The 25,696-nt window shown below is 70.2% G+C and carries 23 protein-coding genes and 2 tRNA genes; 10 read left to right on the top strand and 15 right to left on the bottom strand.

Annotation, left to right across the window (positions count from 1 at the left end):
• Nucleotides 1-25: 25 nt before the first annotated feature.
• Nucleotides 26-4,747 carry a HAMP domain-containing protein gene (locus AB0M56_RS10415; RefSeq protein WP_364173511.1) on the top strand — a complete coding sequence of 1,574 codons (4,722 nt, stop codon included), beginning with the start codon at nucleotides 26-28 and terminating at the stop codon, nucleotides 4,745-4,747.
• On the opposite strand, the gene AB0M56_RS10420 is transcribed toward AB0M56_RS10415, so the two are convergent.
• Nucleotides 4,699-4,772 (bottom strand) — tRNA-Gly (locus tag AB0M56_RS10420). The genes AB0M56_RS10415 and AB0M56_RS10420 overlap by 49 nt on opposite strands.
• Nucleotides 4,773-4,893: 121 nt before the next feature.
• Here AB0M56_RS10420 and AB0M56_RS10425 point away from each other — a divergent pair.
• Nucleotides 4,894-4,967: transfer RNA gene (locus tag AB0M56_RS10425), tRNA-Pro, on the top strand.
• Nucleotides 4,968-6,096: 1,129 nt separating this feature from the next.
• Here the strand turns inward: AB0M56_RS10425 and AB0M56_RS10430 are convergent.
• Nucleotides 6,097-6,615: a hypothetical protein gene (locus tag AB0M56_RS10430; RefSeq protein WP_364173285.1), complete on the bottom strand. Its 519-nt coding sequence runs from the start codon at nucleotides 6,613-6,615 to the stop codon at nucleotides 6,097-6,099.
• 518 nt (nucleotides 6,616-7,133) lie between these two features.
• Here AB0M56_RS10430 and AB0M56_RS10435 point away from each other — a divergent pair.
• The 3 genes from AB0M56_RS10435 (at nucleotide 7,134) to AB0M56_RS10445 (ending at nucleotide 8,749) form a co-directional block, all read left to right on the top strand.
• The gene (locus AB0M56_RS10435; protein WP_364173288.1) at nucleotides 7,134-7,433 is read left to right on the top strand and encodes a hypothetical protein; all 300 of its coding nucleotides are present in this window, start codon (nucleotides 7,134-7,136) and stop codon (nucleotides 7,431-7,433) included.
• 122 nt (nucleotides 7,434-7,555) lie between these two features.
• Nucleotides 7,556-7,684 (top strand): hypothetical protein, encoded by a 129-nt coding sequence (locus AB0M56_RS10440; protein ID WP_364173291.1) that lies wholly within the window; start codon nucleotides 7,556-7,558, stop codon nucleotides 7,682-7,684.
• Nucleotides 7,685-8,050: 366 nt separating this feature from the next.
• The gene (locus AB0M56_RS10445; protein WP_364173294.1) at nucleotides 8,051-8,749 is read left to right on the top strand and encodes an alpha/beta hydrolase; all 699 of its coding nucleotides are present in this window, start codon (nucleotides 8,051-8,053) and stop codon (nucleotides 8,747-8,749) included.
• Between the two features lie 6 nt (nucleotides 8,750-8,755).
• Here AB0M56_RS10445 and AB0M56_RS10450 read toward each other — a convergent pair whose 3' ends face one another.
• Both AB0M56_RS10450 and AB0M56_RS10455 read right to left on the bottom strand, forming a co-directional pair.
• Nucleotides 8,756-9,247, bottom strand: coding sequence for a MarR family transcriptional regulator (locus tag AB0M56_RS10450; RefSeq protein WP_364173296.1), 492 nt, complete (start codon nucleotides 9,245-9,247; stop codon nucleotides 8,756-8,758).
• 90 nt (nucleotides 9,248-9,337) lie between these two features.
• Complete coding sequence (locus AB0M56_RS10455) at nucleotides 9,338-11,041, bottom strand: APC family permease (protein ID WP_364173299.1); 1,704 nt, start codon at nucleotides 11,039-11,041, stop codon at nucleotides 9,338-9,340.
• 230 nt (nucleotides 11,042-11,271) lie between these two features.
• Between AB0M56_RS10455 and AB0M56_RS10460 the strand changes: the two genes are divergently transcribed.
• Nucleotides 11,272-11,787 carry a nitroreductase family protein gene (locus AB0M56_RS10460; RefSeq protein ID WP_364173302.1) on the top strand — a complete coding sequence of 172 codons (516 nt, stop codon included), beginning with the start codon at nucleotides 11,272-11,274 and terminating at the stop codon, nucleotides 11,785-11,787.
• Between the two features lie 255 nt (nucleotides 11,788-12,042).
• On the opposite strand, the gene AB0M56_RS10465 is transcribed toward AB0M56_RS10460, so the two are convergent.
• From AB0M56_RS10465 to AB0M56_RS10485, 5 genes are all read right to left on the bottom strand, one after another.
• Complete coding sequence (locus AB0M56_RS10465; protein ID WP_364173513.1) at nucleotides 12,043-13,614, bottom strand: cytochrome c biogenesis protein CcdA; 1,572 nt, start codon at nucleotides 13,612-13,614, stop codon at nucleotides 12,043-12,045.
• Between the two features lie 81 nt (nucleotides 13,615-13,695).
• Nucleotides 13,696-14,880, bottom strand: coding sequence for an LLM class flavin-dependent oxidoreductase (locus AB0M56_RS10470; RefSeq protein WP_364173304.1), 1,185 nt, complete (start codon nucleotides 14,878-14,880; stop codon nucleotides 13,696-13,698).
• A gap of 91 nt (nucleotides 14,881-14,971) precedes the next feature.
• Nucleotides 14,972-15,481, bottom strand: a complete 510-nt coding sequence (locus AB0M56_RS10475) for a glycoside hydrolase family 6 protein (RefSeq protein WP_364173307.1) — start codon at nucleotides 15,479-15,481, stop codon at nucleotides 14,972-14,974.
• Between the two features lie 9 nt (nucleotides 15,482-15,490).
• Nucleotides 15,491-15,757: a hypothetical protein gene (locus tag AB0M56_RS10480; RefSeq protein ID WP_364173309.1), complete on the bottom strand. Its 267-nt coding sequence runs from the start codon at nucleotides 15,755-15,757 to the stop codon at nucleotides 15,491-15,493.
• 130 nt (nucleotides 15,758-15,887) lie between these two features.
• Nucleotides 15,888-16,796, bottom strand: coding sequence for a MerR family transcriptional regulator (locus AB0M56_RS10485; RefSeq protein WP_364173312.1), 909 nt, complete (start codon nucleotides 16,794-16,796; stop codon nucleotides 15,888-15,890).
• Nucleotides 16,797-16,837: 41 nt separating this feature from the next.
• On the opposite strand from AB0M56_RS10485, the gene AB0M56_RS10490 reads away from it, so the two are divergent.
• Nucleotides 16,838-17,563 carry a maleylpyruvate isomerase family mycothiol-dependent enzyme gene (locus AB0M56_RS10490; RefSeq protein ID WP_364173315.1) on the top strand — a complete coding sequence of 242 codons (726 nt, stop codon included), beginning with the start codon at nucleotides 16,838-16,840 and terminating at the stop codon, nucleotides 17,561-17,563.
• On the opposite strand, the gene AB0M56_RS10495 is transcribed toward AB0M56_RS10490, so the two are convergent.
• On the bottom strand, nucleotides 17,529-18,902 hold the full coding sequence (locus AB0M56_RS10495) for an NtaA/DmoA family FMN-dependent monooxygenase (protein ID WP_364173318.1): 1,374 nt from the start codon (nucleotides 18,900-18,902) through the stop codon (nucleotides 17,529-17,531). The two genes, AB0M56_RS10490 and AB0M56_RS10495, sit on opposite strands and share 35 nt — an antisense overlap.
• A complete protein-coding gene (locus AB0M56_RS10500; RefSeq protein ID WP_364173321.1) occupies nucleotides 18,895-20,022 on the bottom strand; it encodes an acyl-CoA dehydrogenase family protein in 1,128 nt (375 codons plus the stop codon). The genes AB0M56_RS10495 and AB0M56_RS10500 overlap by 8 nt, the downstream gene beginning before the upstream one ends.
• An 89-nt stretch (nucleotides 20,023-20,111) precedes the next feature.
• Between AB0M56_RS10500 and AB0M56_RS10505 the strand changes: the two genes are divergently transcribed.
• A complete protein-coding gene (locus AB0M56_RS10505) occupies nucleotides 20,112-20,741 on the top strand; it encodes a DUF6000 family protein (protein WP_364173323.1) in 630 nt (209 codons plus the stop codon).
• A 5-nt stretch (nucleotides 20,742-20,746) separates the two neighbouring features.
• Here the strand turns inward: AB0M56_RS10505 and AB0M56_RS10510 are convergent, their stop codons facing one another.
• The 3 genes from AB0M56_RS10510 to AB0M56_RS10520 form a co-directional block, all read right to left on the bottom strand.
• Nucleotides 20,747-21,760, bottom strand: a complete 1,014-nt coding sequence (locus tag AB0M56_RS10510; RefSeq protein ID WP_364173326.1) for a hypothetical protein — start codon at nucleotides 21,758-21,760, stop codon at nucleotides 20,747-20,749.
• 94 nt (nucleotides 21,761-21,854) lie between these two features.
• Nucleotides 21,855-22,295, bottom strand: a complete 441-nt coding sequence (locus AB0M56_RS10515) for a nuclear transport factor 2 family protein (protein ID WP_364173329.1) — start codon at nucleotides 22,293-22,295, stop codon at nucleotides 21,855-21,857.
• A 1-nt stretch (nucleotide 22,296) separates the two neighbouring features.
• Nucleotides 22,297-23,181, bottom strand: coding sequence for a TIGR03619 family F420-dependent LLM class oxidoreductase (locus AB0M56_RS10520; protein WP_364173332.1), 885 nt, complete (start codon nucleotides 23,179-23,181; stop codon nucleotides 22,297-22,299).
• Between the two features lie 142 nt (nucleotides 23,182-23,323).
• Here AB0M56_RS10520 and AB0M56_RS10525 point away from each other — a divergent pair, with 142 nt between their 5' ends.
• Nucleotides 23,324-24,133: a hypothetical protein gene (locus tag AB0M56_RS10525; protein WP_364173335.1), complete on the top strand. Its 810-nt coding sequence runs from the start codon at nucleotides 23,324-23,326 to the stop codon at nucleotides 24,131-24,133.
• A 157-nt stretch (nucleotides 24,134-24,290) separates the two neighbouring features.
• Here AB0M56_RS10525 and AB0M56_RS10530 read toward each other — a convergent pair whose 3' ends face one another.
• Nucleotides 24,291-25,055, bottom strand: coding sequence for an SDR family oxidoreductase (locus tag AB0M56_RS10530; protein ID WP_220242986.1), 765 nt, complete (start codon nucleotides 25,053-25,055; stop codon nucleotides 24,291-24,293).
• Between the two features lie 70 nt (nucleotides 25,056-25,125).
• Here AB0M56_RS10530 and AB0M56_RS10535 point away from each other — a divergent pair, with 70 nt between their 5' ends.
• Complete coding sequence (locus AB0M56_RS10535; protein ID WP_364173338.1) at nucleotides 25,126-25,695, top strand: TetR/AcrR family transcriptional regulator; 570 nt, start codon at nucleotides 25,126-25,128, stop codon at nucleotides 25,693-25,695.
• Nucleotide 25,696 lies beyond the last annotated feature (1 nt).

Consider the following 25,696-nt stretch of genomic DNA (forward strand, 5'->3'; position numbering starts at 1 on the left):
CGCGTGGTGGAGAGGGTCGGCAGACATGACAACCGGTTCCGAGCGGGACGAGATCACCGGGGGAAGCGGCATCGCCGCCGGTGAGGCGGCCGCGCTGGAGCGGCTCCTGGCCGCCGTCCGTGACCTCGGCGAGGGCAACTTCCGCCGTCGGCTCGTGGCGAGCGGCGACGGGATCGCCGCTCAGCTCGCGGGCGCGTTCAACGACATCGCCGAGCGCAACCAGCGGCTCGTGACGGAACTCATGCGCGTGCGCGGCGCCGTCGGGCAGGAGGGCCGGCTCACCGAGCGCGTGCGCGCCGAGATCGGCCCCGGTGGTTGGACCACCGCCGTCGAGACGATCAACGGGCTGATCGAGGACGTCAGCAAGCCGGTGGTGGAGCTCGATCGGGTGCTGGGCGCCGTGGCCGAGGGCGACCTCTCGCAGCCGATGGCGCTGCAGCTGGACGGCAAGCCGCTGCAGGGCCAGTACGCCGACCTCGCGAAGACCGTGAACGGCCTGCTCGCGCAGCTTTCGCGCTTCGCCGCCGAAGTGATCCGCCTGTCGCGCGAGATCGCCGGCGAGGGCCGCCTCGGCGGTCAGGCCGAGGTCCCCGGCGTCGCGGGCACCTGGCGCGACCTGACCGACTCCGTGAACTTCCTCGCCGACAACCTCACCGAGCAGGTCCGCAACATCGCCCAGGTCACCACGGCCGTGGCGCGCGGCGACCTGACGCAGAAGATCAACGTGGACGCCCGGGGCGAGATCCTCGAGCTCAAGAACACCATCAACACCATGGTTGACCAGCTCTCCGCCTTCGCCGACGAGGTCACGCGCGTCTCGCGCGAGGTCGGCAGCGAGGGCCGCCTCGGCGGTCAGGCGCGCGTGCCCGGCGTGGCCGGCACCTGGCGCGACCTCACCGACTCGGTGAACCTGATGGCCGACAACCTCACCGACCAGGTCCGCAACATCTCCCAGGTCGCCACGGCGGTGGCCGCGGGCGACCTGACGAAGAAGATCGACGTCGACGCCCGCGGCGAGATCCTGCAGCTCAAGACCACGCTGAACACGATGGTCGACCAGCTCTCCGCCTTCGCCGACGAGGTCACCCGCGTGGCCCGCGAGGTCGGCAGCGACGGCCGGCTCGGCGGCCAGGCGGAGGTCCCCGGCGCGGCCGGCACGTGGCGCGGGCTCACCGACTCGGTGAACCAGATGGCCGACAACCTCACCGACCAGGTCCGCAACATCTCCCACGTGACCACCGCCGTGGCGAAGGGCGACCTGACGCAGAAGATCACCGTCGACGCGCGAGGCGAGATCCTCGAGCTCAAGACGACCATGAACACGATGGTCGACCAGCTCTCGGCCTTCGCCGACGAGGTCACGCGAGTCGCGCGCGAAGTCGGCACCGAGGGCATGCTGGGCGGCCAGGCGCAGGTGCCCGGCGTCGCCGGCATCTGGCGCGATCTCACCGGGTCCGTGAACTTCATGGCCAACAACCTCACCGCGCAGGTCCGCAACATCGCCCAGGTCGCCACGGCGGTCGCGCGCGGCGACCTGACCAAGAAGATCGCGGTCGACGCCCGGGGCGAGATCCTCGAGCTCAAGACCACGCTGAACACGATGGTGGACCAGCTCTCCGCCTTCGCCGACGAGGTCACGCGCGTGGCGCGCGAGGTCGGCACCGAGGGGAAGCTGGGTGGTCAGGCGGCCGTGCCGGGCGTGGCCGGCACGTGGAAGGACCTGACCGACAACGTCAACTTCATGGCCAACAACCTCACCGACCAGGTGCGCAACATCTCGCAGGTCACCTCGGCGGTGGCGAAGGGCGACCTGACGCAGAAGATCAGCGTCGACGCGCGCGGCGAGATCTTGGAACTCAAGAACACGCTGAACACGATGGTGGACCAGCTTTCGGCGTTCGCCGACGAGGTCACGCGGGTGTCCCGCGAGGTCGGCACCGAGGGCAAGCTCGGCGGCCAGGCCCGCGTGCCCGGCGTCGCCGGCACGTGGAAGGACCTCACCGACAACGTCAACGGCATGGCCGACAACCTCACCGAGCAGGTCCGCAGCATCGCCACCATGGCGAGCGCGGTGGCCAACGGGGACCTGTCGAAGAAGATCTCCATCGACGCCGCCGGCGAGGTCGCGGCGCTCGCGGCCACGCTGAACAGCATGGTCGAGACGCTGCGCGCGTTCGCCGACGAGGTCACACGAGTGGCGCGCGAGGTCGGCACGGAAGGCATCCTCGGCGGTCAGGCGCGCGTGCCGGGTGTGGCCGGCACGTGGAAGGACCTGACCGAGAACGTCAACTTCATGGCGCACAACCTGACCAGCCAGGTGCGCAACATATCGCAGGTGACCACCGCGGTCGCGCGAGGGGACCTCTCGCGCAAGATCGACGTCGACGCGCGCGGCGAGATCCTGGAGCTCAAGACCACCATGAACACGATGGTCGACCAGCTCTCCGCGTTCGCCTCGGAGGTCACACGGGTGGCCCGCGAGGTCGGCACCGAGGGCAAGCTGGGCGGCCAGGCCGAAGTCGAGGGCGTGTCCGGCACGTGGAAGCGGCTCACGGAGAGCGTGAACCAGCTGGCCGGCAACCTCACCACCCAGGTGCGCGCCATCGGCCAGGTCGCCACGGCCGTGACGGCGGGCGACCTGACCCGCCACATCACCGTGGACGCGTCCGGTGAGCTGGCGGACCTCAAGGACAACATCAACCAGATGATCGCGAACCTGAAGTCGACGACGTCGGCGAACCGCGAGCAGGACTGGCTGAAGACAAACCTCGCGCGCCTCGGCGGGCGGATGCAGGGCCACCGCGACCTCGCGTCCGTGGCCACCCTGATCCTGTCCGAGCTGGCGCCGCTGGTGAGCGCGCAGCAGGGCGCGTTCTTCCTGGCCCACGACGACGGCAGCGACCCGGGCCGCAAGGTGCTCGACTGCATCGCCGCGTACGGGCTCGCGCAGTCGCGCGCCGGCCTTCGGTTCACGCTCGGCGAGTCGCTGATCGGGCAAGCTGCCGTCGACCGGCAGACGATCCTCGTTCGCGAGGCGCCGCCGGAGTACGCGCTGGTGTCCTCGGGCCTCGGCTCTGCGCCGCCGGTGAACGTGATCGTGCTGCCCGTGCTGTTCCAGGGCGAGGTGCTCGGCGTGCTGGAACTGGCGTCGGTCAACGAGTTCTCCGCCGTGCACCTGGATCTGCTGGAGCAGCTGCGCCACACCATCGGTGTCAACGTGAACACGATCCTGTCGAACTCGCGCACCGAGGCGCTGCTGACCGAATCGCAGCGGCTGGCCCAGGAGCTGCGCGCGCGCTCGGAGCAGCTGCAGGCGCAGCAGGGCGAGCTGCGGCGCTCCAACACGGAGCTGGCCGAGAAGGCGGCGCTGCTGGCCCAGCAGAACCGTGACATCGAGGTCAAGAACATCGAGATCGAGCAGGCGCGCCAGGAGCTCGAGGAGCGCGCCGGGCAGCTCACCGTGGCGTCGCAGTACAAGACCGAGTTCATGGCGAACATGTCGCACGAGCTGCGGACCCCGCTCAACAGCGCGCTGATCCTCGCGAAGCTGCTGTCGGAGAACCCGGAGGGCAACCTCACGGAGAAGCAGATCCAGTTCGCCAAGACGATCTGGGCGGCGGGCAGCGACCTGCAGCAGCTGATCAACGACATCCTCGACCTCGCGAAGGTCGAGGCCGGGCGCATGGACCTGCAGATGTCCGACGTGACGCTGCCGGAGCTCGTGAACTACGTCGAATCCCTGTGCCGCCCGCTCACGTCGGACAAGGGCCTGGAGTTCGCCGTGCTCATCGACCCACCCGTGCCCGGCAGCGTGCACACCGACGAACACCGGTTGCAGCAGGTGCTGCGCAACTTGCTGTCCAACGCCGCCAAGTTCACCGACGAGGGCGGCGTGCGGCTGCACATCCGCATGGCGTCGGCCGAAGAGGTGGAGCAGGAGGCGCTGCAGTCGGCGGCGGGGATCATCGCGTTCGGCGTGGAGGACACCGGCATCGGGATCCCCGAGGAGAAGCTGGCGATCATCTTCGACGCGTTCCGCCAGGCCGACGGCACCACGAGCCGCAAGTACGGCGGCACCGGCCTCGGGCTCTCGATCAGCCAGCAGCTCACGGAACTCATCGGCGGCGAGCTGCGTGTGCACAGCGAACCGGGCAAGGGCAGCACGTTCACGCTGTACCTGCCCGTGGGCGCGGCGAACCTCATCGCGCCCGCCGTCCCGGTGCGCCCCACGCCGAAGCTGCCGGTCCTGCCGAGCACCATCACCGTGACCGAGCCGGACAGCGCCCCGAAGCGCTTCAACGGCGAGAAGGTCCTGATCGTCGACGACGACCTGCGCAACGTCTTCGCCCTCGCGGCGGTGCTCGAACAGGCCGGCCTGGAGGTGATCTACGCCGACACGGGCGTTGCGGGCATCCGCGCCCTGGAACGCCACGAGGACACGGCGCTGGTGCTGATGGACGTCATGATGCCCGAGCTCGACGGCAACGCCACCATCGCGGCCATCCGCGCCGAGGCGGCCCACGAGGACCTGCCCGTGATTGCCGTCACAGCCAAGGCCACCGCCGAGGACCGCGAACGCACCCTCGCCTCGGGCGCCGACGACTACATCACCAAGCCGGTGGACACCGACCTGCTCCTGGACGTGATCGCCACCCGCCTCGAGGCCGACGCGGCCTCGTCTTCGCAGGTGAACGGTTATGGAGCGGGTGACGGGAATCGAACCCGCGTAGCTAGTTTGGAAGACTAGGGCTCTACCATTGAGCTACACCCGCAGCGCCCCCACTGGGACCCAGTGGACCCGGAGGCTGGCCCAGCTTAGCGTGAGGGCTAGGCTGGTGCCGCACACCCCCTCCGGACCCCGGCTCGGCTCGGGTTTCGGCGGGTGGCGGGCATCGGGATGTGGCGCAGCTTGGTAGCGCATTCGCTTTGGGAGCGAAGGGTCGCAGGTTCAAATCCTGTCATCCCGACTCAGGCCGATCACCTGGCCGGCGGAAACGGCGAGATTTCTACGAGGGTAGGGATCGCGCCGTCTCAGTTCTCGTCTCAGTACAAGACGTTATACGGCGTTCAGACCACCGCGCGCGGCCGGGCGGGTCGTCGCCATCAGAGTCTCGGCCGGACGCTTCCGCGGCATCGAGGAGTTGCTGGAGCTGGTTCGATCAGGGAGTCTGCGTCAGCAGGCGCCGCAGGCGGCGCCTGCTGTGGCGCATCGCTCCAGCGGAAGTTGCCGACCTCGTCGGCGATTCCCGTGACGACTTCCGTCGGCACGTGGACATATCGCTTCGCCACTGCCGCATCGCACCAGCCATCACCTCCATGATCGCGGGCAGTGGCACCCACGGGACGAGCAGCATCGTCGCTGCCGTGTGACGAGCATCGTGCAGTCGGGCGTCGCGAACCTGAGCCTCGGCCAGCAACCTCTTCCGCTCATCGTGATCCGCTCGCGGATCCAGCGGCCGGCCGGTTGGCTGCGCGAACACGCAGCCCCTCCTTCCATTCGGTGCCGGCAAACTCGCGTTCTTGGTCGTGCGTCACCTGGTGCTTTCGCAGCAGCTCGAGGAGTGGTCCGGGAATTCCGACGGTGCGGCGTCCGGCTTTCGACTTCACGTCCACCTCCCGCAACCCACCACCATGACGTTCCGGACAAGAGCTGGCGTGGCGTACGCAGTCCGGCGGGCAAACCGGCGGGCACTTCGCATGCCTGGCGCACCGGAGCGGGCACGACTTCATTTTGTGTAGCCCCCGCCGCAACTGTGCGGGTCGTCGCAACCGTGCTTCCACTTGTGGCGTTGAAGCTGTCGGGGCGTGCGGAGCAAGCCGGCGTCCACACGTGTGAGCCGCTGCTGCCCGCCGCGCTTGGGACCCTTGGGCGGGCAGCAGCCCCGGAAGCCTCACCCGCGGGCATCAGTCGCTGGCTGCCGTGAACGCCACACCGCAGGAGCGCATGTGGCGGTGCGGCGGCCTGGCGCGACCTACGGTCGTCGCGACGACACGGTGAACGAGAACAGGGGTGCGGCCGTGGCCGACGGAGAGCACGTCGAAAAAGTGCTCGAAGTGCCACCAACCCGACACTGCGTCAGCCTCCGCAGCCCAGCGTCACGGCTTCTTCCGGTGAGCCCGGTATTCCTGTCCGCGCTTGTCCGACTGCTTGTAGACGGCGTCGGGTGCTTCCGGTGCCGGCCACACGGAGATCTGGTAGTCCTCGACGGGGTCCTCGACGTTGAGATGGGGGGCGATGTCGCGGCCACGCGCGTGGACGCGCAGCCGGTAGGAGCCGGGTCCCGCGTGGGCCAGCTCGGGGAAATCCGGATGGGCTTCATCCACGCCGTGGACGATGAGTTCCCCGTACTCCGAATCCACCGACACCTCGGCGACTTCGTCCCAGCCGTCGAGCTCGACCGAGTCGGGGGCGGCGTCGAGCGCTTGCACGGTCACGGTGACCGAACCCGTGTGGATGCCGGTGAGGACAACCGCCCCGTTGATGAAATCCGTTCCCACGAGACCGTTGGCGTAGGCAACGCTTGGGCTGGGCAAGTCCGCGCTCATGTCCTTGATAAGGAAGATCCCGTAACTCAGGGGCAGGTCAGCGGTCTCAGTCCACACCGGCTCGTTCATGCGCCCGCTCCCGCGCCCACCCATCACTACCCCCGCCCACGTAGATCGCTGTTCAGTATCAAACCGCAACTGAAGCACGTACGTCGATCTGCCACGTCTCCGGCATCGGCCCACCCATGCGGAGCCGCGTCGACGCAGCGACCCACATCAAAGTCTGGTTAACGGTGCCGAGCGCCGGCTGCCGCGAGGCGATCGCCAACAACACCTTCCCGTGGGACGACATTCTGAAGAACGCGAAGAATGTGTCGAGCAGGTACTGAGCCTGCCCCACGTTTGCGGCTCGGACAGCGAAATCACTCGGCGACCGACGGGGCGATCAACCTCGTGATCGGGCTCGTGATCGCCAGTGTGGTGAGCAGCAGGGGAACCAACGCGCGGGCCCCGTACCAGCGCAAGCATGCCTCGCGGGCAGGCATGCCGGCCCGGCAGTGGCACGAACCGTCGCCCGCCGAGCTAAGGCCTGGTCTCGGCGATCACCACCGGCACAGCGCGCGCAGAGGCGACTTTAGGCTGTATCCGTGCTGCTGATCCACGACTGGCAAACCACTGCCGACGCGCCCACGCTACGCACCGGCGGAATCCCTCTCGTCCCGGACGACTTCGTCTGGCCGAGGTGCCGCAAGTGCGGTGGGGCCATGCAGTTCCTCGCCCATCTACCCCTGGAAATCGGTGTGGTTGCGGCGTTCTTCTGCCAGAACGATCCCGGCATGTGCGATGACTGGGACGCCACTGCCGGCGCCAACCGCGCCTTCCTGTTCACCGGTGAACTCACCCCGCCGCTGTCCCAGCCGACGGTGAGCCGCTGCTGGGAGCCGTGACCGCTCTGCGTCTCCATCCCGCCGGCGAAAACACGGAGGAGCCGGTCCTCGGACGGGTGGGCGGCGAGCCTGACTGGATCCAGGGGGACGAGACCCCCGACTGTCCAGTGTGCGCCACCCGCATGACGTTCACAGCCGAGCTGGCGGAGGGCTACGACTTCGCCACCTCCGCGAACTTCGGCGGCGGGGGCCTCGGTTACCCCTTCACGTGCCGGCCCTGTGGCGAGGCCGCGTTCCTCTGGCAGAACTGAGGTTGCGGACCGAGTCTCAGAAACGATCGTTTCTGAGACTCGGTCCGTCGAGAACCGGCACTCCGCCACCCCCTGGCGGTGCCCTGACACGGAAAACCCCTTACCCGCCCTCACCTTCCCGGGGAACCAGCACGTGGTGGTGAAGTGTGCCGCGTGCGCGGTCACTGGACGGGAAGATCATCGGCGAAGCTGGGCAAAGCGGTCTGGCCGCTGTGACCCGAGCCGACCCATCCAAACTTCCTTCGGAGGACACAGAAACTCCGCATGAACGAGACTGGGCACGTATTTTTCCCGGAACAGCCTCGAAATCGGTTCGGTGGTGACGGTTCGATCAGCACCGTGAAATCCCCGAACCAAGGAGCGCGAGTGTCTTCCGACCCCACCGTTGTACTGGCCCACGGCGCCTGGGCCGACGGTTCCAGCTGGAGCAAGGTGATCGACACGCTGGAACAGGCCGGTGTACGTGTTCTCGCGGCTTCGCTGCCGCTCACGACGCTGCCCGAGGACGTCGCGGCCCTGGACCGCGCAGTGGAGCACGCCGGAGGTCCCGTGGTGCTCGCCGGGCACGCCTACGCCGGCGGTGTTCTCGGCGGCGTGACGGCACCGAAGGTCGAGGCGCTGGTCTACATCTCGGCGCTGGCCCCGGACGAAGGGGAGACCGTCGCCGACGTCTTCGGGCGCGGTACGCCGCACCTCCAGGCGCCGGCGCTGGCCCCCGACGCCCACGGCCTGATCTGGCTCCCCGACGAAGCCTTCGCCGCCGCCTTCGCGCCGAACGCCTCCGCCGAGGAACAGGTCCGCCTGCGCGCGTTGCAGCGCCCGATTTCCGGCGCGTGCATCACGGTCTCGGTGGGCCGCCCGCGGTGGCGCGACGTGCCGTCCTGGTACCTGCTCGCCGAGCAGGACCGCATGGTCCCCGCCGGAAACCAGCGGTTCATGGCCGAACGGATGGGTGCCGAGGTCCGGGTGCACGATGTCGACCACACGCCGTCGGTGACGGCGCCCGACACGGTCTCCGACCTGCTGCTCGAAGTGGTGGCGAAGGTCAAGGCCGGCCGGCGGTGATCACCGTCAGCCCCAGGCGGCTTCCGGTCCCGCACCGACCGGCGGTTCGCCGCCGGCCTCGGCGAACGCCGCCAGCGCCTCCACCAGGCTCCGCCGCCGTTGCTCCGGCATCTTCGCCACGATCTTCGCGATCTCCCGGCGCCGGCGCGCGGTGACCTGGCGGACGGTCTTCATCCCCTCGTCGGTCAGCTCCAGCACGATCTCCCGCCGGGAGACCGTGCTGTGCTGCCGGTGCACCAGCCCCGCGGCCACCAGCCGGTCGACCATGCGGCTGGCCGTGGACGGCGTCACGCCCAGGTGCTCGGCGAGGGTCGCGTGCTTGAGTGGCCCGCGCGTGTGCAGCACCACCAGCAGCCGGAACTGCGGCAGCGTCAGCCGGTCGCCGGCCGCGGCGATCGACCGGACCGACACCGCCACGAGCAGCCGCGACGCCGTGAGCACGGCGTCGGTGAGGGCGTCGACGTCGGCGGTGTCGGCCACCGGACTCGGTCGGGTCATGGCGTCCAGTCTGCCGCAAACGGGGAGGAATAGCCCGAAACCGCAGCACCCCGGCATCGCGACGGCGAGCCGGGGTGTGGGAAGTGGACTTCAGGCGACAGCCTCTTCCTCGTCGTCGCGGTGCTCGGCGAGAATCTCCTCGACGCGTTCACGCGGCAGCGCGCTGCGCAGCGCGAGGGCCATGACGATCGCCGTCAGCACCAGCGAGGCGACGGCCCCGAGGTCGAAGTCGAGCACGCCGAGGTTGCCGGCGTGCTTGTCCTGCTCGGGGTAGTCGCCGAGGTAGCTGATGATCGCCAGCCCGGCGAACCACACCAGCACCCACCAGCCGTGCCGGAAGTCCATGCGCGCTGTGCGTCCCTTGGCCAGCGTCTGGTGCAGCGCCAGCAGGACGTAGCCGAACGCGATGACCACGAACAGCTTCCAGTTCGTGTCCCAGCCGGTCCAGTAGATGATCAGGTTCGTGGAGAACAGCGCCAGGAACGCGACGATCCACGCGCCCGAGCGGCCGAGGCGGAACGGCCGGACCTGGTTCGGCAGCTGCTTGCGCATCGCGAGCAGCACCAGCGGCCCGGACCCGAACGAGAGCACGGTGCTGTTGGTGACGAACTGGACGAGCTGGCTCCAGCCCGGGAACGGCAGGAAGAAGAAGCAGCCCACCACGAACGCGAGGATGAGGCTCACCCACGGCACGCCGGTGTTGTTCACCTTCGACAGCCCGGCCGGCGCGTTGCGGTTGCGGCCCATCGCGTACGAGATGCGCGCGGTGACGCCGGTGTAGATGAGGCCGGTGTCCCCCGGCGAGATGATCGCGTCGGCGTAGAGCAGCCCGGCGAGCCAGCCGAGCCCGAGGATGCCGGCGATCGCCGCGAGCGGCCCGAACGTGGCGAGCACGTCGCCACCGGCCGAGAAGTTCGCGCCGACGTTCTGCCAGCCCTGCTTCGCCACCGCGTCGGACGGGACGGCGCCGATGAACGCGATCTGCAGCAGCACGTACAGGATCCCGGTGAGCACGACCGAGCCGATGAGGGTGAGCGGCACGTTGCGCTTCGGGTTCGACGTCTCCCCCGCAAGCTCCACTCCCTGGCGGAACCCGAAGAAGGAGAACGCGATACCGGCACTGGCGACGGCGGAGAAGATGCCGTGGGCGCCGTAGGGCGCGAAGCCGCCGTAGTCGGTGAAGTGGCTCCCGTCGAAGGCGGTGAACAGGAACACGACGATCACCACGGCGATGATCGCGAGCTTCCACCACACGAGCACGTTGTTGATCCGCGCGAACCAGCGCACGCCGAAGAAGTTCACGAGCACGAACACCGCGAGCAGCGCGATGCAGATCCCGGTGCCCGCCGGGGTGAGCACGGCGTTCTTGTCCGCGTCGAGCGTTTCCAGCCAGGGCACGTAGTTCGTGGCGTACTGCACGACCGCGAGCACCTCGATCGGCGACACCGCGGCCGCGGCGATCCAGGTGACCCAGCCCATCGAGAAGCTGGCGAAGGACCCGAACGAGTAGTGCGGGAACCGCGCGACCCCGCCCGAGTGCGGGAACATCGTGCCGAGCTCGGCGTAGGTCATCCCGATCAGGATGAACATCACCGCGCCGATCCCCCACGACACGATCGCGGCCGGCCCCGCCAGCTCCGCGGCGTTCAGCGCGCCGAACAGCCAGCCGGACCCGATCACCGACCCGACGGCGGTGAAGAGCAGGCCGATCGGGCCGAAGTGCTTCTTCAGCCGCTTGTCGTCGCCAGCCGCGCCCACCTGTTCCGGACTAGTGGTTCCGGCGTCCACGCCCATAGGGCCTCCTCTGTGTTGTCCGACGGCCAGCTACCCCGGTGAACGCCGGGGAAAACACGAGGATGCAAGATTGTTACCCACGGAAACAGTTGGCCAGGGCCGGCGTTCGTCCACAGTGGATCACGCGCGGTTCGGGCGCGACGCGGTGGCGGTGCCCACGCCCGCCGTGGCAGCCTTGTCCCGCAACGGTCCTTTCCGGCACCGGGCAAGCGCGCGAAGAGGAGAACACCATGGAGACCTGGGACGCCATCCGCGCCCGTCGCAACGTCCGCAGCTACACCGACGAGCCGGTGGCCGAAGAGCACCTCACGCGGATCGCCGAGGCCGGCTGGCGCTCGCCCTCGGCGTCGAACCGCCAGCACTGGGACTTCGTGCTCGTGACCGACCGCGCGCAGCTGCGTGAGCTCTCCACGGTCTGGCAGGGCGCCGGGCACCTCGCCGGCGCCCAGGCCGCGATCGTGCTGGTGGTGCCCGAACCGGCCGACGACCGCACGCGCGTGCTCGACCAGTACGACCTCGGACAGGCCACCTACGCGATGATGCTCGCGGCCGCCGACCTCGGCATCGGCACCGGGCACTCGTCGATCGGCGACCAGGACCGGGCGCGCGAGATCATCGGGGTGCCCGGCGACCACGTCGTGTCACTCATGCTGGCCATCGGCTACCCCGCCGACCGGCCGTTGCGGCCCATCAAGAACCCCACGCGCCGCCCGTTCGACGAAGTCGTGCACCGCGGCCGGTGGTGACCTTTCGAGCAGGGTCGAAAGCTTGTCCGCCCGCTCGGGGTGAGCAGCGGCGCGGACCACGCGCAGATCGTCCGCGCCGCGGCCGCGGCGACGGTGAGCCGGCAGCGCACCGCCCGGTCGGTGCCCGGCGGCCGCGAGGCGGCCGTCGGTGCGCAGCCGCACGGTGCCGTTGTCCTCACTCAGCGCAAAGCCGTCACCCCGCGGCCGGAAGAAGACGGACTTCGCCCCGGATGCCTTTCGACCGGGCTCGAAACCTCACCCGAACGTGAACGAGTACGCCTGCAGTCCCGGGCTCAGCTTCAGCGTCACCGTGCCCTGCTGGGGTGTCGGGGCTTGGACGACGGCGTGGATGTCCGGGCTGCCGGACACCGGGATCGTCTTCGTGACGCCGCCGGCGGTCGCCGTGACGGTGCCCGTGCCGCCGACGTCGAGGTAGACCGCGGAGGCGTCGTAGGTGAGGGTGAGGGAGGCATCGTCGCCGGCGGTGAGGTATTCGGGGGTCGTGGTCCACTTGCCCTGGAGGTCGACGGGGGCGCCGCCCGCGCCGCTGCGCTCGGAGCCCAGGTAGGTTTCCGGGCTCTGCAACGGGTTCGTGGGGGTGTCGTCGGCGACGTCGGTGCGCGGTGGGAGCGTCTGGCCCGGGTTGGCGGTGGTCAGCAGCTCGCGGATGAGCGACTCGGTGCCGTCGTAGTCGCCTTCGCCGATGGAGACGTGGCGGACGTGCCCAGTGGCGTCGGCGAGGTACTCGGCGGGCCAGGACTCGTTCTTGAAGGCGTTCCAGGTGGCGTAGTCGTTGTCGATCGCCACGGGGTAGGTGATGTGCTGGCGGGCGGCGCCGTCCGCGACGTTGGCGGGGACGTGCTCGAACGCGTACTCCGGCGTGTGCACGCCGACGATCTCCAGGCCCGCGTCGTGGTAGCGCTGATACCACGCCTCGACGTGCGGGATGGCGCGCTGGCAGTTGATGCACGAGTACGCCCAGAAGTCGTAGAGCACGACTTTCCCTTGCAGCGCGGCCGGTTTCCCACCGGGAGTGTTCAGCGACTGGTTGATGCCGACCAGCTGCGGCGCGGTGCCGCAGTCCTGCAGCTCGTCGGACGGGTCGCACGCCTGCAGGCTGCCACCACCGACCTTGTCCGCGCCGAGGGCCTGGTTCAGTCCCGCGGTGTAGTCGGGGATGGCGCGCTGCAGCGCGTCGGTGACGTTGAACGTGAGCGCGACGGCCAGCCCGATCACCACGATCCCCGCGGCGATGCGGACTTGGCGCTGCCGGTCGCGGAACGCCTTCACCCGCTCGGCGACGCGGTTGCCGGCCATCGCGAAGAACAGCAGCGGAATCGCCGTGCCGACGGCGAACGCGATGGTGAGCGCGACCGTCGAGGTACCGATCGTGTGCGTCGCGCCGGCCACGGTGATGGCCGCGAGCACCGGCCCCGCGCACGGCACGTAGACGGTGCCGAGCGCGAGCCCGAGCACGAACGCACCGCGGTCGCCCGGCACGGATTTGCGGCCCAGCCGGACAAAGGGGCGTTCCAGGAGGTCTTGCACGCGCGGGAACATCATCGCGACGCCGAGCACCACCAGCACCACGAGCCCCGCCCAGCGCAGCACGTCGCCGGGCAGGTGCAGCGCGGCGAGCACGAGCGTGCCAAGGAGCGTGACGAGGCTGAAGCTCAACGCCAGCCCCGCGACGATGAGGAACGGCCGGCGACGCGTGGGTGCCGCTGCCGCGCCACTTGCCCCGCCCGTCATGAACAACACCGGCAGAACCGGGAGAACGCACGGCGAAATGCCGGTGATCAGCCCGCCCACCAAGCCGATCAGCACCAACGTGATCAGGGTGACCTCCTCTGTCTTCGCACAGAGTAGGCCGGGGACCGGCCGCGGCAGCCGGTCCCGCGTGGACAGTCAGGAATTCGTAACACTCTTGCGCAGCCCGGCCTCTTCCAGCAGCGGCACGATCTGCGTGCCGAAGAAGTCGAGTTCGGGCTGGTAGTCGTAGAAGGTCAGCTGAACGCCGTCGATGCCCGTTTCGTGCAGGCGGCGCAGCTTGTCCGTGACCTCCTCGGGCGAACCGACGATGTGCAGGTGCCCGCCGACCGCGCGGCCACGGGCGGAGTGCTCGAGCCACGACTGGCTGTCGCCCGCGGTGTGGCGGTCGGTGAACGCGCCGATCGCACCGAGGTCGGCGTGGTCCATGATCGCCTGGTAGCGCGCGTGCGCCTCAGCGCTCGTGGGCGCCGAAACGACCGTGGGATTGATCACTACACGCACTTCGCGGCCCTGGTCCCGCGCAGCCTGCTTCACCTTCTCCACGTGTGCCGGCAACGCCTCCAGCGCGCGGTCGATGTTCTCGCCCGCCGGGCTGGAGATGAACACGAGGTCGGAGTTGCGGCCCGCGAACGCGAAACCCGCCGGGGAACCGCTGGCGGACACCAGGATCGGGCGGCCGTACTTCGGCAGCGGCGACGCGTAGGCCTCCTGCAGCGAGTAGTGCTCGCCGTGGAACGTCAGGTTGTCCTCCCCGGCCCAGAGGTCCTTGCAGACGGCGACGAACTCGTCGGCCATCGCGTAGCGCTTGTCGTGCTCGGGCTTGAGCTGCCCGAACATCGCGGGCTCGGTGTCGGCGTAGCCGGTGACGATGTTCGCGCCGAAGCGCCCGCCCGAGATGTGGTCGGCGGTGGCGAGGAACTTGGCCAGGTGCAACGGGTGCCACGGCCCGTACAGCACGTGCACCGTGCCCAGCAACAGGATTGACTCCGTCGCCGACGCGAGCGCGATCGCCGAGACGAACGGGTCGAGGAAGTTCTCGCGGTAGTGCGTCTGGCCGCCGAACCCGCCCTTGGGCAGCCACTGCGACAGCCCGAACGCGATGTCGAACCCGTACTTCTCCGCCTGCTGCGCCAGCGCCCGGTTGTAGTCGAACGTCCAGTCCGTCCCGCGCGGCAACGTCGACTGCGACCACCCACCCGTCTGCAGCGGCAGGAAGACCCCCAGCAGCAACGGCTGCCGCAACACCCGGCTCAACGGGCTGTCCGGGAAATCCTGCGGCTGCGCCGGCTCCGCCAACCGAGCCCGATCACGTTCGGACATGCACCACTCCTCGCCCTCGTCCGCCGCGACAATAGGTTGGACGTCAGACGTCTGGCGAGGTTGTCCAAGATCTGGGACGCCGTCCTGGGACTCAGCGCCGAGCGAGGGCGGCGGCGAGGTCGGGGACGAAGTCGCCGGCACGGCTGGACGGGGCGGTTCCGCACGGCCCGTCGGAAATGCCCGGCACGGTGAGCCACAGCTGCTGCGGAGCGCCGTCATCGGAGAGCACCTCGTACGACCCGATTCGCGCACCGGCCGGGTTACCCGCACCGGAGACCGGCTTGCCGTTGCGGCTGCTGTCGATCACGGCGGTGTAGTCGCGTTTCCCGGCGATCGCGGCAAAGGCCCGGCTGATCGCCCGGCTGGTCGCGATGGCCACACGTTCGGGCGCGTAGCCGCCGACGTTGGTGGTGAACCCGTCGACGTCCGGCCCGCTCGCCGCAACCCGCTGCGCGGCAACCTCCGGCGACGCCGCATCGGACACGTCGAACAGCACCTTCGTCCGGGCCGCTGACGCCAAAGCGTGGGCAGCGTCACCGGCTTCGCAGTGGCGCCCCCGGACGACGACCAGCGCGCGGTCGTGCCCCAGCCCTCGCGCCACCTCGCCGAATTACCGCGCACCCCCGTCCGCACACGCACCGGCCCGATCCGCGTCGAGCAGCAGGATCGGCAGCTTCCCCGCCGCCGCGGCGGCGGTCACCGCTGCCCGGACTTCCTCGCGGGCAGTTGCCGCGGCCTCCGCGATCAGCGTGGCCGCCGGCCTCGTGGCGATCCGCGTCCGGATCGAGTCCGTGCGCGGGCCGGGCGGCGCTGTCCGCACCCATTTCGCGGCGGGGGTGTCGGGATTGACGTAGAAGCCATCCGCGCCGGCGAGCAACGCGGTACGGCGGCCGCGCCGGCTGGGGCGGATCGAACGCCTTCGCCGTCGGCCCGCATGCGGCCAGCAGCACGACAACCGGCGCAAGCAGCGCGGCCTTCGGATTCGCCTTCACTGGAGGGCGCACTTCTCAGCCGGCCGAAGCATTCAACGCATCCAGCAGCCAGGTGTGCGTGACGCCCATCGGGGCCGGTTCGCCTGTGACCTGGCCCGCCAGGGTCCAGTAGGTGCGCACGCGGGGGTCGCGGTCGGGGGCCGTGCGGTGGTTGAGGGCGCGGCGGAAGGCCGGGGTGTCGGTGGTGCGCAGGGCGGCGGCGTGGGCGGCGACGAAGCGGTCGAGGGCCGGGCCCGGCGTCGGGCGGGTGCCCGACGTCACGGCGGGGAAGGCGAGCTCGCAGGCCTGGGCCACCTCGGCGTGGAGGGCGGCGAGGTCGGGGATCCGGTCGTGGTCGACCAGCGTGCTGGTGCGCAGCGCATCGACGAACGAGCGGTCCGAGGCGCGCAGGACGAGTGACGCGTAGGCGATCACCTGTGCGGGCGTCGGCAGCTCCGGGGGCGGCGGGGCGCTGATGTCCAGGAACATGCGGGCCGAGTCGGCCGGGACGGGGCCGGTGGTCATGGGGTGCCAGAGGCGAACGAGAACGTCGTGGGCGGCGTACCCGTCTTCCACGGCGGAGAGCAGTTCGAGGCGCGCGGGCCGGTCGAGCGGGGTCGCGTCCTCGACGGCGCGCAGGACAGACCGGCGCCAGGCCAGCGTCGCGACCTCGCGGTCCAAGGCGGCGCGTTCGGCCGCGACGGCGTCGGCCAGGGAGCGGCGGCCGGCGAGGACGTCGGTGATCAGCGGCAGCCCCAGGCCCAGGCCGCGCATCCGGCGGACGAGCGTGAGCCGCTCGACGGCCTCCTCGGCGAAGCGGCGGTGGCCGCCCGCGCTGCGGGTGGGTTCGAGCAGGCCTTCGTCGCAGTAGAAGCGGATCGTGCGGACGGGCACGCCGGTCCGTCGCGCCAGGTCGCCGATCCCCAGTGTGACCTCGGTCACCATCGGTAGAACCTCCAGCCGGATGGAGTTCCTACGGTACGGCCATGGACACCACCCGACTCGCCGACGCACTCCACCACCACACCGACGCCCTCGCGAAAGCCGCGGCCGGCGCCGACCCCGAAGCCCGCGTGCCGACGTGTCCTGACTGGCCGCTGCGCGTGCTCGTCGGCCACGTCGGCCAGGCGCACCGCTGGTCGGCGAGCATCGTCCGCTCCGGCCCGTCGCCTGTGCCCGACCCGTTCGACGCGGACCCCGGCGACCCGGCGGACTGGTCCGGCTGGTTGCACGCGGGAGCCGCGGACCTCGTCGACGCGGTGTCCACGAGCGACAGTCCTGTGTGGACCTTCTTCGGCCCGGGACCCGCCGCGTTCTGGTTGCGCCGTATGCTCAACGACACCATCATCCACCACGTCGACGCCGCGGGCCGCGAATTCTCCGTTTCCCCGGATCTCGCCGAGGACGCGATCACCGACTGGCTGGAACTGCTCGCGCACCCCGTCACGCAGACGCTCAAACCCGAAGTCGCCGAGCTGCGCGGCACCGGTCAGACCCTGCGGATCGTCCCCGACGACGCCGAGGGCTGGCACCTCACCCGCGCTCCGGGCGGTATCGAGTGGACCCGCGGCACCGCCTCCGCCGACGCCACGCTCGCCGGCCCGCTGACCGACCTCCTGCTCGTCTTCACCCGCCGCCGTCCCGCCGACGACGTCAGGATCACCGGCGACCGTAGCCTCATCGACCACTGGCTGGCCCACAGCGCGGCGTGAGCGCCCACGCCGGGTGGTCCCGCGGCGGCTGAGGACCGCCGTCGGGGAAAAGCTTCTCCCGCAACGTCCCAGGCCGGTACTCGCGCTGCATGAGGCCGCGCGCCTGCAGCAGCGGGACGACGTGGTCCACGAACTCGGTGAAGCTCGTCGGCGAGATCACATACTCGAGATTGATCCCGTCGACACCCGCGTCCTGCCAGCGCGCGATGTTCTCGACGATCTGCTCCGGCGTCCCCACCACGCGTTTGCTGGTGCGACTCAGGATCAGCTCGCCGAGCGTCCAGTCGTCCCGCGTTGTCGAGGCAAGGAGCTTGCGCACGGGCTCCGACACCTCGCGCCGCCGCAGGTCGCCGACGAGCGCGTCCGGGTCGTCGAGGCCGAAGTCGTGCCCGGCGAACACCGACGCGCGCGCCAGGTTCCCCTCCACGGTCTGGCGCTCCAGCAGCTCGGCGTGGCGCCGCCGGGCCTCGGCCTCGGTACTGGCGAGCAAGTAGGACTGCGGCACGAAAACCTTGACGTGCGCCGGGTTCCGGCCCGCGGCGGCCGCCGCCCGGCGCACGTCGGCGACGATCGGGGCCGCCTCGGCGGGGTCCTGGGCGTTGACGAACAGGCACTCCGCGTACCGGCCGGCGAACGCGCGGCCGGTACGTGAAACACCGGCGTTGAACAGCACCGGCACCCGCTGCGGCGACGGCTCGCTCAGGTGCGGGCCGTCAAGCCGGTAGTAGGGTCCATTGTGGACCACGGCGTGCACCTTGGCCGGATCGGCGAACTCGCGCCGCTCACGATCACGAAGCACCGCGCCGTCTTCCCAGCTGTGCAGCCAGAGCTTCAGCGCTGCCTGCGTGAAGTCCTCGGCGCGGCCGTAGCGCTCCTCGTGGCCCGGCAGCCCGCCGTGGCCGAGGTTGCGGCCCGCGCCCGGCAGGAACGACGTGACGATGTTCCACGCCACCCGCCCGCCCGTCAGGTGGTCCAGAGTGGACACTTTGCGAGCGAACGGGTACGGGTGCTCCTGCAGGATGTTCTGCGTGAACGTGTAACCCAGGTGTTCGGTGTGGTAGGCGAGCAGCGGGATCAGCACCGACGGATCGCCGGTCGGGAACTGCATCCCCTCGCGCACCGCCGCGTCGCGCGAGCCGCGGTAGGTCTCGTACGGGGCGAGGACGTCGGCGAAGAAGAGCGTGTCGAACCGGCCGCGCTCCAACGTCCGCGCGAGGTCGAGCCACATCGAGGGGTCGGTGTAGCCGAGCTGACGGCTGTCCGGCTCGGCCCACAACCCCTGCGCGTGGTGGGAAACCGCGAACATGTGGAACGCGTTGAACAGCATCCGCTCAGGCATCGTCGCTCAGCACCTGCGAGCCGATCACGTCCTTGCAGATCTCGGCGGAGTAGGCCATCAGCCAGCCCGCCTGCGCGTCGCGGAACCACCGCTCGATCGGCGACGTCTTCAGGTACCCCGAGCCCCCGCCCACGCGCACGCCGAGGTCGGCGATCTCGCGCGCGACGTCGTTGGCCAGCAGCTTCGCGCGCATCGTCGCGGGCAGGAAACCGGGCGAGTTCTCGTCGGCGAGCCAGCACATGTGCTGCGCGAACATCGCCGCGGCCTGCAGCCGGCTCTCCAGCTCGCCGACGCCGAAGCGCACCCACTGCTGCTCCGCCACCGTCCCGCCGCCCGGCAGCACCTTCCGGGCGCGCGCGTGCTCCCGCAACGCGGCCAGCGCGCCATCGGCCACCCCCAGCGACAACGCCGCCACCCCCGCCCCGATGTGGTTGGGGCGCTGCCGTTTCGACGGCGGGCAGCGGCGCTCGTGCGGCAGGAGCGTGCCGTCGAAGCGGATCAGCTGGCTGCCGCTCGCGCGCAGGCCCATCGCGTCCCAGCTCGGTTCGAACGTCATCGTCGCGGGATCGGCGTCGAGCCCGAAGAACGTGGATCCGCCGTCGACCTTCGCGTTGACGAGGAAGTGGTCGGCGATCTCACACCCGGACGAGAAGCGTTTCTCCCCGCTCAGCCGGAAACCGCCGGCCACTGCCTCCGCGGGCTGCTGCGACTGCAGGAACAGGTTCCCGCCCGCCGGCTCGCTCAACGCGTTCGCGAACCGCGCCCCGGCCGCCAGCCGCTCGGCGAAGAACCGCGCCACATCGGGCTCCGACATCTCCACCAGTCCCGCCGCCGCGCCGATGTGCATCACCCACACGCACGCCGTCGACGGGCAGGCCGCACTCAGCAGCCGGACGATCGCGCCGTAACTGCGGTAGCTCAGGTCCTGGCCGCCGTACTCGGCCGGCAGTAGCGCGGTGTCGAGCCCGCTGGCGTTCAGCCGTCGGAGGTTCTCGACAGGTAACTCGCCGGTCCGGTCACGTTCGGCCGTCGTGAGCGCGAACTCAGCGGCAAGCTGCGCCGCGAGGTCCACCCAGTGCTGCTCGTGAGCCGGCGGTCCGAGCGGATGTCCGGCAGCCATGACGCCTCCCCTGTTCGGCAACTCCCGACCGGCGATCTTGCCAGGAAAAGGCCTTCGTGGTCAGGCGCTCGTGCATGCAGAATCCCCGCATGCGCAACCACCTGCACGAGCCCGCGCTCAAAGCCGTCGTCGAGAGGTACGTGACGCCGGGCCGCAGGTACCTGCGGTTGATCAACACCCCGTTCCTGAGCGACCCGGCGGCGCGGCAGTGGTTCGGCCGCGCCCTGGCCGAGGACTCGCTGCACATCACCGACGACGAGCTCGCGCTGCTGCTCAGCTACGAATGGCGCGCGCAGCTCACGGCGTCGTGGCTGGTCGCCTTCGCCCGGCGCGAGGCGCACCGTGAACGGATCGGCGAGCTCCTCCTCGCGAACGAACGCGTCTACGCCGGCCGCGGATTCTGCTTCGCGCTGGCGCGATTCGGCACGGAGGAAGACGCACGTCTGCTGGCCGACTACCTCCACGCGTTCCTGCCGCGCACCGACCGCGGCGAGCAGGACTCGGCCATGGGCGCGCTCAGCTACCTGGACACGCGGCTGGGCACCGAGTACTCAGCCCGATTCCTCGGCGAAACCGGGCCTTGGGCGCACTGGCTGCACGCCAGGTTCCCCTCTGACCGAGCCGACGTGCCGGTGTCGCTGGATCAGTCCCGTGACCTCATCCGGACGCAATGCTCGTACGCCGACCACTGCATGGAAGCCCTGCCGCCCACCCACTGAACAGATCAGGGCGTCAGCTCGGCCACCGCCGCGTGCAGGGCCAGCAAGCCCGGCACCGTCTCCGGCGGGCGGCGGCCGAAGCCGCATTCCGTGGCGATGCCGAAGGAGTCCACAGCGGACAGTGCGGCCGCGATGCGTTTGCGGGCACCGGGTTCGCCGTCCGCGTCGTGCACAAGACCGAGGTACAGCTCGGTTTCAGCGGGCAACGCCAAGGACCGCAGCGGCGCGAAGTACTCCAGATCCGTCCGGCCGATCGGCACGGGCAGGTGGATCCACCCCAGCGGCCGCGAAAGCCGCGCGGCCAGGGCGTTCGCCACGCGGACCAGGAGCGCGGTGTCCGCGGGTTCGACGAAGTGGCGACCGCCGCTGTCGCCGTAACACAGGTGGTAGCCGAGGTGGACGTCGGCGGGAACGGCGTTGCCGAGGCGGGTCAGGCGGTCGAGGACGCCGGCCTCGAGATCCGGGACCCAGCTGGGGAAAACGCCCTCCAGCATGCCGAACTCGACGGCGGTGTCCCACTGGATCGCGAGCTGGTCGGCCGGGATGGCGTCGGTGATGAGCTCCAGCTCGCGCAGCATCGCGGCTTCGTAGGCGGGCTCGACGGCGGCCTGGTCGGCGGTGTCCACGTGCAGGCGGATCGGGGCCAGGGGCGTCGGCAGGCTGACCTGGAAGCGGACGTCCGGCAGCACCCCCGCCGCGCGCAGGCGCCGGAAGACGACCCACGACGACAGCGCCGCCTGGGCGTAGCCGAGGGGGCCGAAGCGCACCGCCGAAGCGGGACCGGCCAGCCGGTACTTGGGTGTGCTGCTGTACTCACCGCGGTGGACGTCGTCGGTCACCAGGCCGGGGGTGCGCGCGAACACCGCCCGCTGCCAGAACGTCCAGTTCGACCGGACGCCCGTCTCGCCGTCCGTAACCCGCCGGACGAACTCGCCGAGGTGGGCCGAGACCGCGCGGAACACCGTCTCCGAGTCCTCGAGCGGCACGCTGCCGACAAGGTGCACACCACGAGCCATCATGCGCCCCACCGTAAGCCCGCGCGCGGGCGTTCCGGAGGGACCGCGAGCCGAACAGTGGCCGGTCAGACCGCCCGCGGAGGTGGTATCGGGCAGCTCAGACCTGACGCGCCGTCGCCATGGCGCGTTCGGTTTCCCAGAAGGCACGCATCGAGGTGATCAGGCCGTCTCCACCCACGCGGTAGACGAAGACGCCGTCGGTGTCGACACGGTAGCCACCGGGCAGGTAGGTGGTGATGGTGCCGATGTTCGCGCACTCCGCGCCCGCGGCGAACGAATCGCGGATCACGAACTCGAAGCGCTCCACGTGCGCGATCGTCAGGTCCCAGAACGCGCCGATGCCCTCGCGGCCGTGGTGGCCCTTGCCCTGCTCGTCGAACATCGACGGGCCCACCGGGTCCTCCACCACGGCGTCCGGCGCGAACAACGCCAGCCACGCGCCCTTGTCGCCCGCTGCGACCGACGTCATCGAGCGGAAGGACGCCAGGCGAGCCGGCGGTTGGTCCGCGTCGACGTCCCAGCTGACCTCGACACTCATGTCACTCCCCCGATCCGCGGAACTTCGCGACGACCTCTTCGCCGAACTTGCGGATCGCGTCGACCTTCGGGCCCACCTCGGCGTCGAAACCGAGGCCCTCGAACACCCACGGCATCGTGATCGCGTCGGTCACGCCCACCTCGGCTTGCTCGCGGAACCCGTCGAGCCCGAACCGGTCGACGCACACCGCCTGGAACTCGAACGGATCGGCCTCGCGCCCGCGCTCGGCCAGCAGTTCCTTGAGCCGCTTGATCGTGTCGCGCAGCTGGTCGAGCGTCATCATCGCCGACGACCAGCCGTCGCCCACGCGCGCGGCCCGGCGCAGCGCGATGTCGGTGTGGCCGCCGATGTAGAACGGCACGCGCTTCGGCGGCGTCGGGCTCATGCGCAGCTTGTCGAAGTCGAAGAACTCGCCGTGGAACTCGACCATGCCGCCGTCGAGGATCAGGCGCAGCACCTCGATGGCCTCGTCGAAACGCTTGCCGCGCCGCTCGTACGGGGCGCCGCACCACTCGAACTCCTCCGGCGACCAGCCGATGCCGAGCCCGAGGCCGAACCGGCCGCCGGTCAGGGCCGCCACCGAGTTCACCTGACGCGCGAGCAGGACCGGGTTGCGCGAGCCGAGCTTCAGCACGGACGTGTAGAACTCGAGCCGCTCGGTGACCGCACCCATCGACGCGGCCGCCACCAGCGGGTCGACCCAGGGCGTCTCCTCGGTCCAGAACCGGCTGCCGTCGGGCGTGTACGGATAGTCTGCGGACACCTTCTCCGAGTAGAACAGGGAATCCGGCAGGACGATCGAGGAGAATCCGGCCTCCTCGGCGGCGCGGGCTAACTCGCCCAGCTGATCGAGGGGGTTCATCGCGATCGACAGGGAGAACTTCATCCCCCGACTGTAACGTGTTCTACTTTTCTCGGCCAGAGGTGCTCCGCGTCACCTCTCGGGAACCCTCAGCGTACTGTCCGCGTTGTCCGGTTCAAAGGCGGCCACGGGGCCGCCGAGACAAGCTCAACACGTGGAGTGACCCATGGGCACCGCGATCCTGTTGATCGTGCTCGTCCTCGTGATCGTCGGGGGCGGGCTCTACTTCGCCCGGTCGCAGGCCGCTTCGCGGCAGCGGCAGCTCGACGACGCGAAGGCCGATGCGCGCCGCCTCGTCGAACGCCTCGGCGGGCAGGTCCTCAACATCTCCGGCACCGACACGGCCTCACAGCAGGCGATGGCCGACGCCAGCGAGCGCTACAACGCCGCCGGCTCGCAGATGGAACAGGCGCAGACCGTCGAACAGGCTCGGCTGGTGAAGGACACCGCCGTCGAAGGCCTCTACTACGTCCGCGCCGCCCGCACCGCCATGGGCCTCGACCCCGGCCCGGCGCTGCCGGACGAGGCCGAGCGCGAGCGCGCCGGCAAGGTGACCGAGCACCGCAAGGTCGACGTCGAGGGCCAGCACTACGAGGCCTCGCCCGACCCCGGCCAGGACACGCCGTACTACTACCCCGGCGGCCGCGTGGCGGGGCGCCCGGTGCCGCAGGGCTGGTACAGCGAGCCGTGGTGGAAGCCCGCGCTCGTGGCCGGCGCGTGGGGCCTGGGCTCGATGTTCCTGTTCAGCGCCATGTTCTCCGGCATGGGCGGCATCGCCAGCGCCTCGGCCTGGGAGTCGGGCTACGACGCCGGCCAGCAGGACGCCCTCGAGTCCGGCGACCAGGGCGGCGACGGTGGCGATGGCGGTGACGGCGGCGGCTTCGACGGCGGCGACGGCGGCGGCCAGGACTTCGGCGGCTTCGACGGCGGCGGGTTCGATGGCGGAGGATTCGGCGGCGGCGGCTTCGACTTCTGACCCCACGCACGACCAAGGATCGAGCACCGTGAAGGGCTCCGCGAGGGACTTCGAGTCCCCCGGGGCCCTTCACGGCTTTCAGCGCGAGTGCACGCCGGCGGGGAAACACAGAACCCCAGTCATACCAGCAGGTTCCACCACTCCGTCCACATCGGACTCACCCCGTGATCGGCCGGATCCCCACCAGCGTCCCCGACAGGTGTTCGGCCGCCGGGCTGCACAGGAAGGCCGCGAACGGCACGATGTCCTCCGGCTGCCCGACGCGGCCACCCGGGTAGCGAGCACTCACCCGCGCTATGTGCTCCTCGCTCGCCGCCACGCGCATGCCCGGTGTGACCGTGAGCCCGGGAGCCAGCGCGACCGTACGGATGCCCTGGTCCGCCAGCTCCTGGTGCACCACGTTGCTCAGCAGGTGCACCCCGGCCTTCGACGCGCCGTACGCACCGGCGCCGGGACCGGCCTGGGTGCCGACCATGCTGCCGACGTAGATGATCCGCCCGCCGCCCCCGCGGATCATGATCGGCGCGAAGTGCTTGGTCACGAGGAAACAGCCGACGAGGTTGCTGTCGAGGATCCGTCGCAGATCGGCCAGCTCGAAGTCGAGCACTTTCATCGTGCCGGCGGGCGGCATCCAGCCGGCGTTGCTGATCAGGGCGTCGACCCGGCCCCAGTGCGCGTCGACGGCGGCGGCCGCGGCGCGGACCTGGTCCTCGTCGGACACGTCCGCCACGACCGCCAGCGGCTTCGGCGCGTCCGGCACCTCGGCCACGATTTCGTCCACGGTGCCCGCCGCCTTCGCCGAGCTGCGCGCGAGCACCGCGATCCGCGCGCCCTCGCGGGCCAGCCCCAGCGCGAGCGTGCGGCCGAGCCCCTGCGCCGCGCCGGTGATGACGATGACCTTGTCGCGGATGTCCACCTGCATGTGCACTCCTTTGAAGTGTGGTCTCCAGGCTAAGTTTAGCCTTCGACCCAAACTTCGGTACCCTGACTCCGTGACAGGACGACGCGAGGCGAACCGGGCCCGGATGCGGGCGCGCCTGCTCACGGCCGCGCTCAAGCTGTTCGAGGAGGGCGGCTACGAAGCGACGACGATCGACCACATCGCCGCGGAGGCCGACGTCGCGCGCCAGACGGTGCTCAACCACTACCCGCACAAGCGCGATTTCCTCGTCGAATGGGGCCAGGACCGTCGCGACCAGCTGCTCACCGTCGACGATTCCGACGAATCCGCGCGCACCCGACTGCACCGCTACTTCACCGCGTTGGCGGGCATCAACGAGCGCGAACGCACCCTCACCCGGATGCTGCACGTGAGCCTGCGCCACGACGAGGTCGTCGCCCACCAGCACCCCGTGCCCGACGCGACGATCGACGCCATCCGCCAAGGCCAGGACCGCGGCGAGCTGCGCTCGGAACTCCCGCCGCGCACCGTCGCCGAAGTGGTCACCGCGATCTACGGCGACACCCTCCGCCGCTGGCTCACCGACGAGGCGCCGCCGTTCGACCTCGCCGCCGCGCTGGCCGAACGACTCGACCTGCTGCTGGACGGCCTCACCGCGTGAC

The sequence above is a fragment of the Amycolatopsis sp. NPDC051372 genome (assembly GCF_040682095.1).
Taxonomy (GTDB): domain Bacteria; phylum Actinomycetota; class Actinomycetes; order Mycobacteriales; family Pseudonocardiaceae; genus Amycolatopsis.

Bases quoted from the DNA above. Each gene is read 5' to 3' on its own strand.
- AB0M56_RS10440 (WP_364173291.1), top strand. From the start codon at position 7,556: ATGACGTTCACAGCCGAGCTGGCGGAGGGCTACGACTTCGCCACCTCC.
- AB0M56_RS10500 (WP_364173321.1), bottom strand. From the start codon at position 20,022: ATGGCTGCCGGACATCCGCTCGGACCGCCGGCTCACGAGCAGCACTGG.
- AB0M56_RS10495 (WP_364173318.1), bottom strand. From the start codon at position 18,902: ATGCCTGAGCGGATGCTGTTCAACGCGTTCCACATGTTCGCGGTTTCC.
- AB0M56_RS10460 (WP_364173302.1), top strand. From the start codon at position 11,272: ATGGAGACCTGGGACGCCATCCGCGCCCGTCGCAACGTCCGCAGCTAC.
- AB0M56_RS10430 (WP_364173285.1), bottom strand. From the start codon at position 6,615: ATGAACGAGCCGGTGTGGACTGAGACCGCTGACCTGCCCCTGAGTTAC.
- AB0M56_RS10510 (WP_364173326.1), bottom strand. From the start codon at position 21,760: ATGATGGCTCGTGGTGTGCACCTTGTCGGCAGCGTGCCGCTCGAGGAC.
- AB0M56_RS10450 (WP_364173296.1), bottom strand. From the start codon at position 9,247: ATGACCCGACCGAGTCCGGTGGCCGACACCGCCGACGTCGACGCCCTC.
- AB0M56_RS10485 (WP_364173312.1), bottom strand. From the start codon at position 16,796: ATGGTGACCGAGGTCACACTGGGGATCGGCGACCTGGCGCGACGGACC.
- AB0M56_RS10415 (WP_364173511.1), top strand. From the start codon at position 26: ATGACAACCGGTTCCGAGCGGGACGAGATCACCGGGGGAAGCGGCATC.
- AB0M56_RS10520 (WP_364173332.1), bottom strand. From the start codon at position 23,181: ATGAAGTTCTCCCTGTCGATCGCGATGAACCCCCTCGATCAGCTGGGC.
- AB0M56_RS10515 (WP_364173329.1), bottom strand. From the start codon at position 22,295: ATGAGTGTCGAGGTCAGCTGGGACGTCGACGCGGACCAACCGCCGGCT.
- AB0M56_RS10525 (WP_364173335.1), top strand. From the start codon at position 23,324: ATGGGCACCGCGATCCTGTTGATCGTGCTCGTCCTCGTGATCGTCGGG.
- AB0M56_RS10505 (WP_364173323.1), top strand. From the start codon at position 20,112: ATGCGCAACCACCTGCACGAGCCCGCGCTCAAAGCCGTCGTCGAGAGG.
- AB0M56_RS10530 (WP_220242986.1), bottom strand. From the start codon at position 25,055: ATGCAGGTGGACATCCGCGACAAGGTCATCGTCATCACCGGCGCGGCG.
- AB0M56_RS10490 (WP_364173315.1), top strand. From the start codon at position 16,838: ATGGACACCACCCGACTCGCCGACGCACTCCACCACCACACCGACGCC.
- AB0M56_RS10455 (WP_364173299.1), bottom strand. From the start codon at position 11,041: ATGGGCGTGGACGCCGGAACCACTAGTCCGGAACAGGTGGGCGCGGCT.
- AB0M56_RS10470 (WP_364173304.1), bottom strand. From the start codon at position 14,880: ATGTCCGAACGTGATCGGGCTCGGTTGGCGGAGCCGGCGCAGCCGCAG.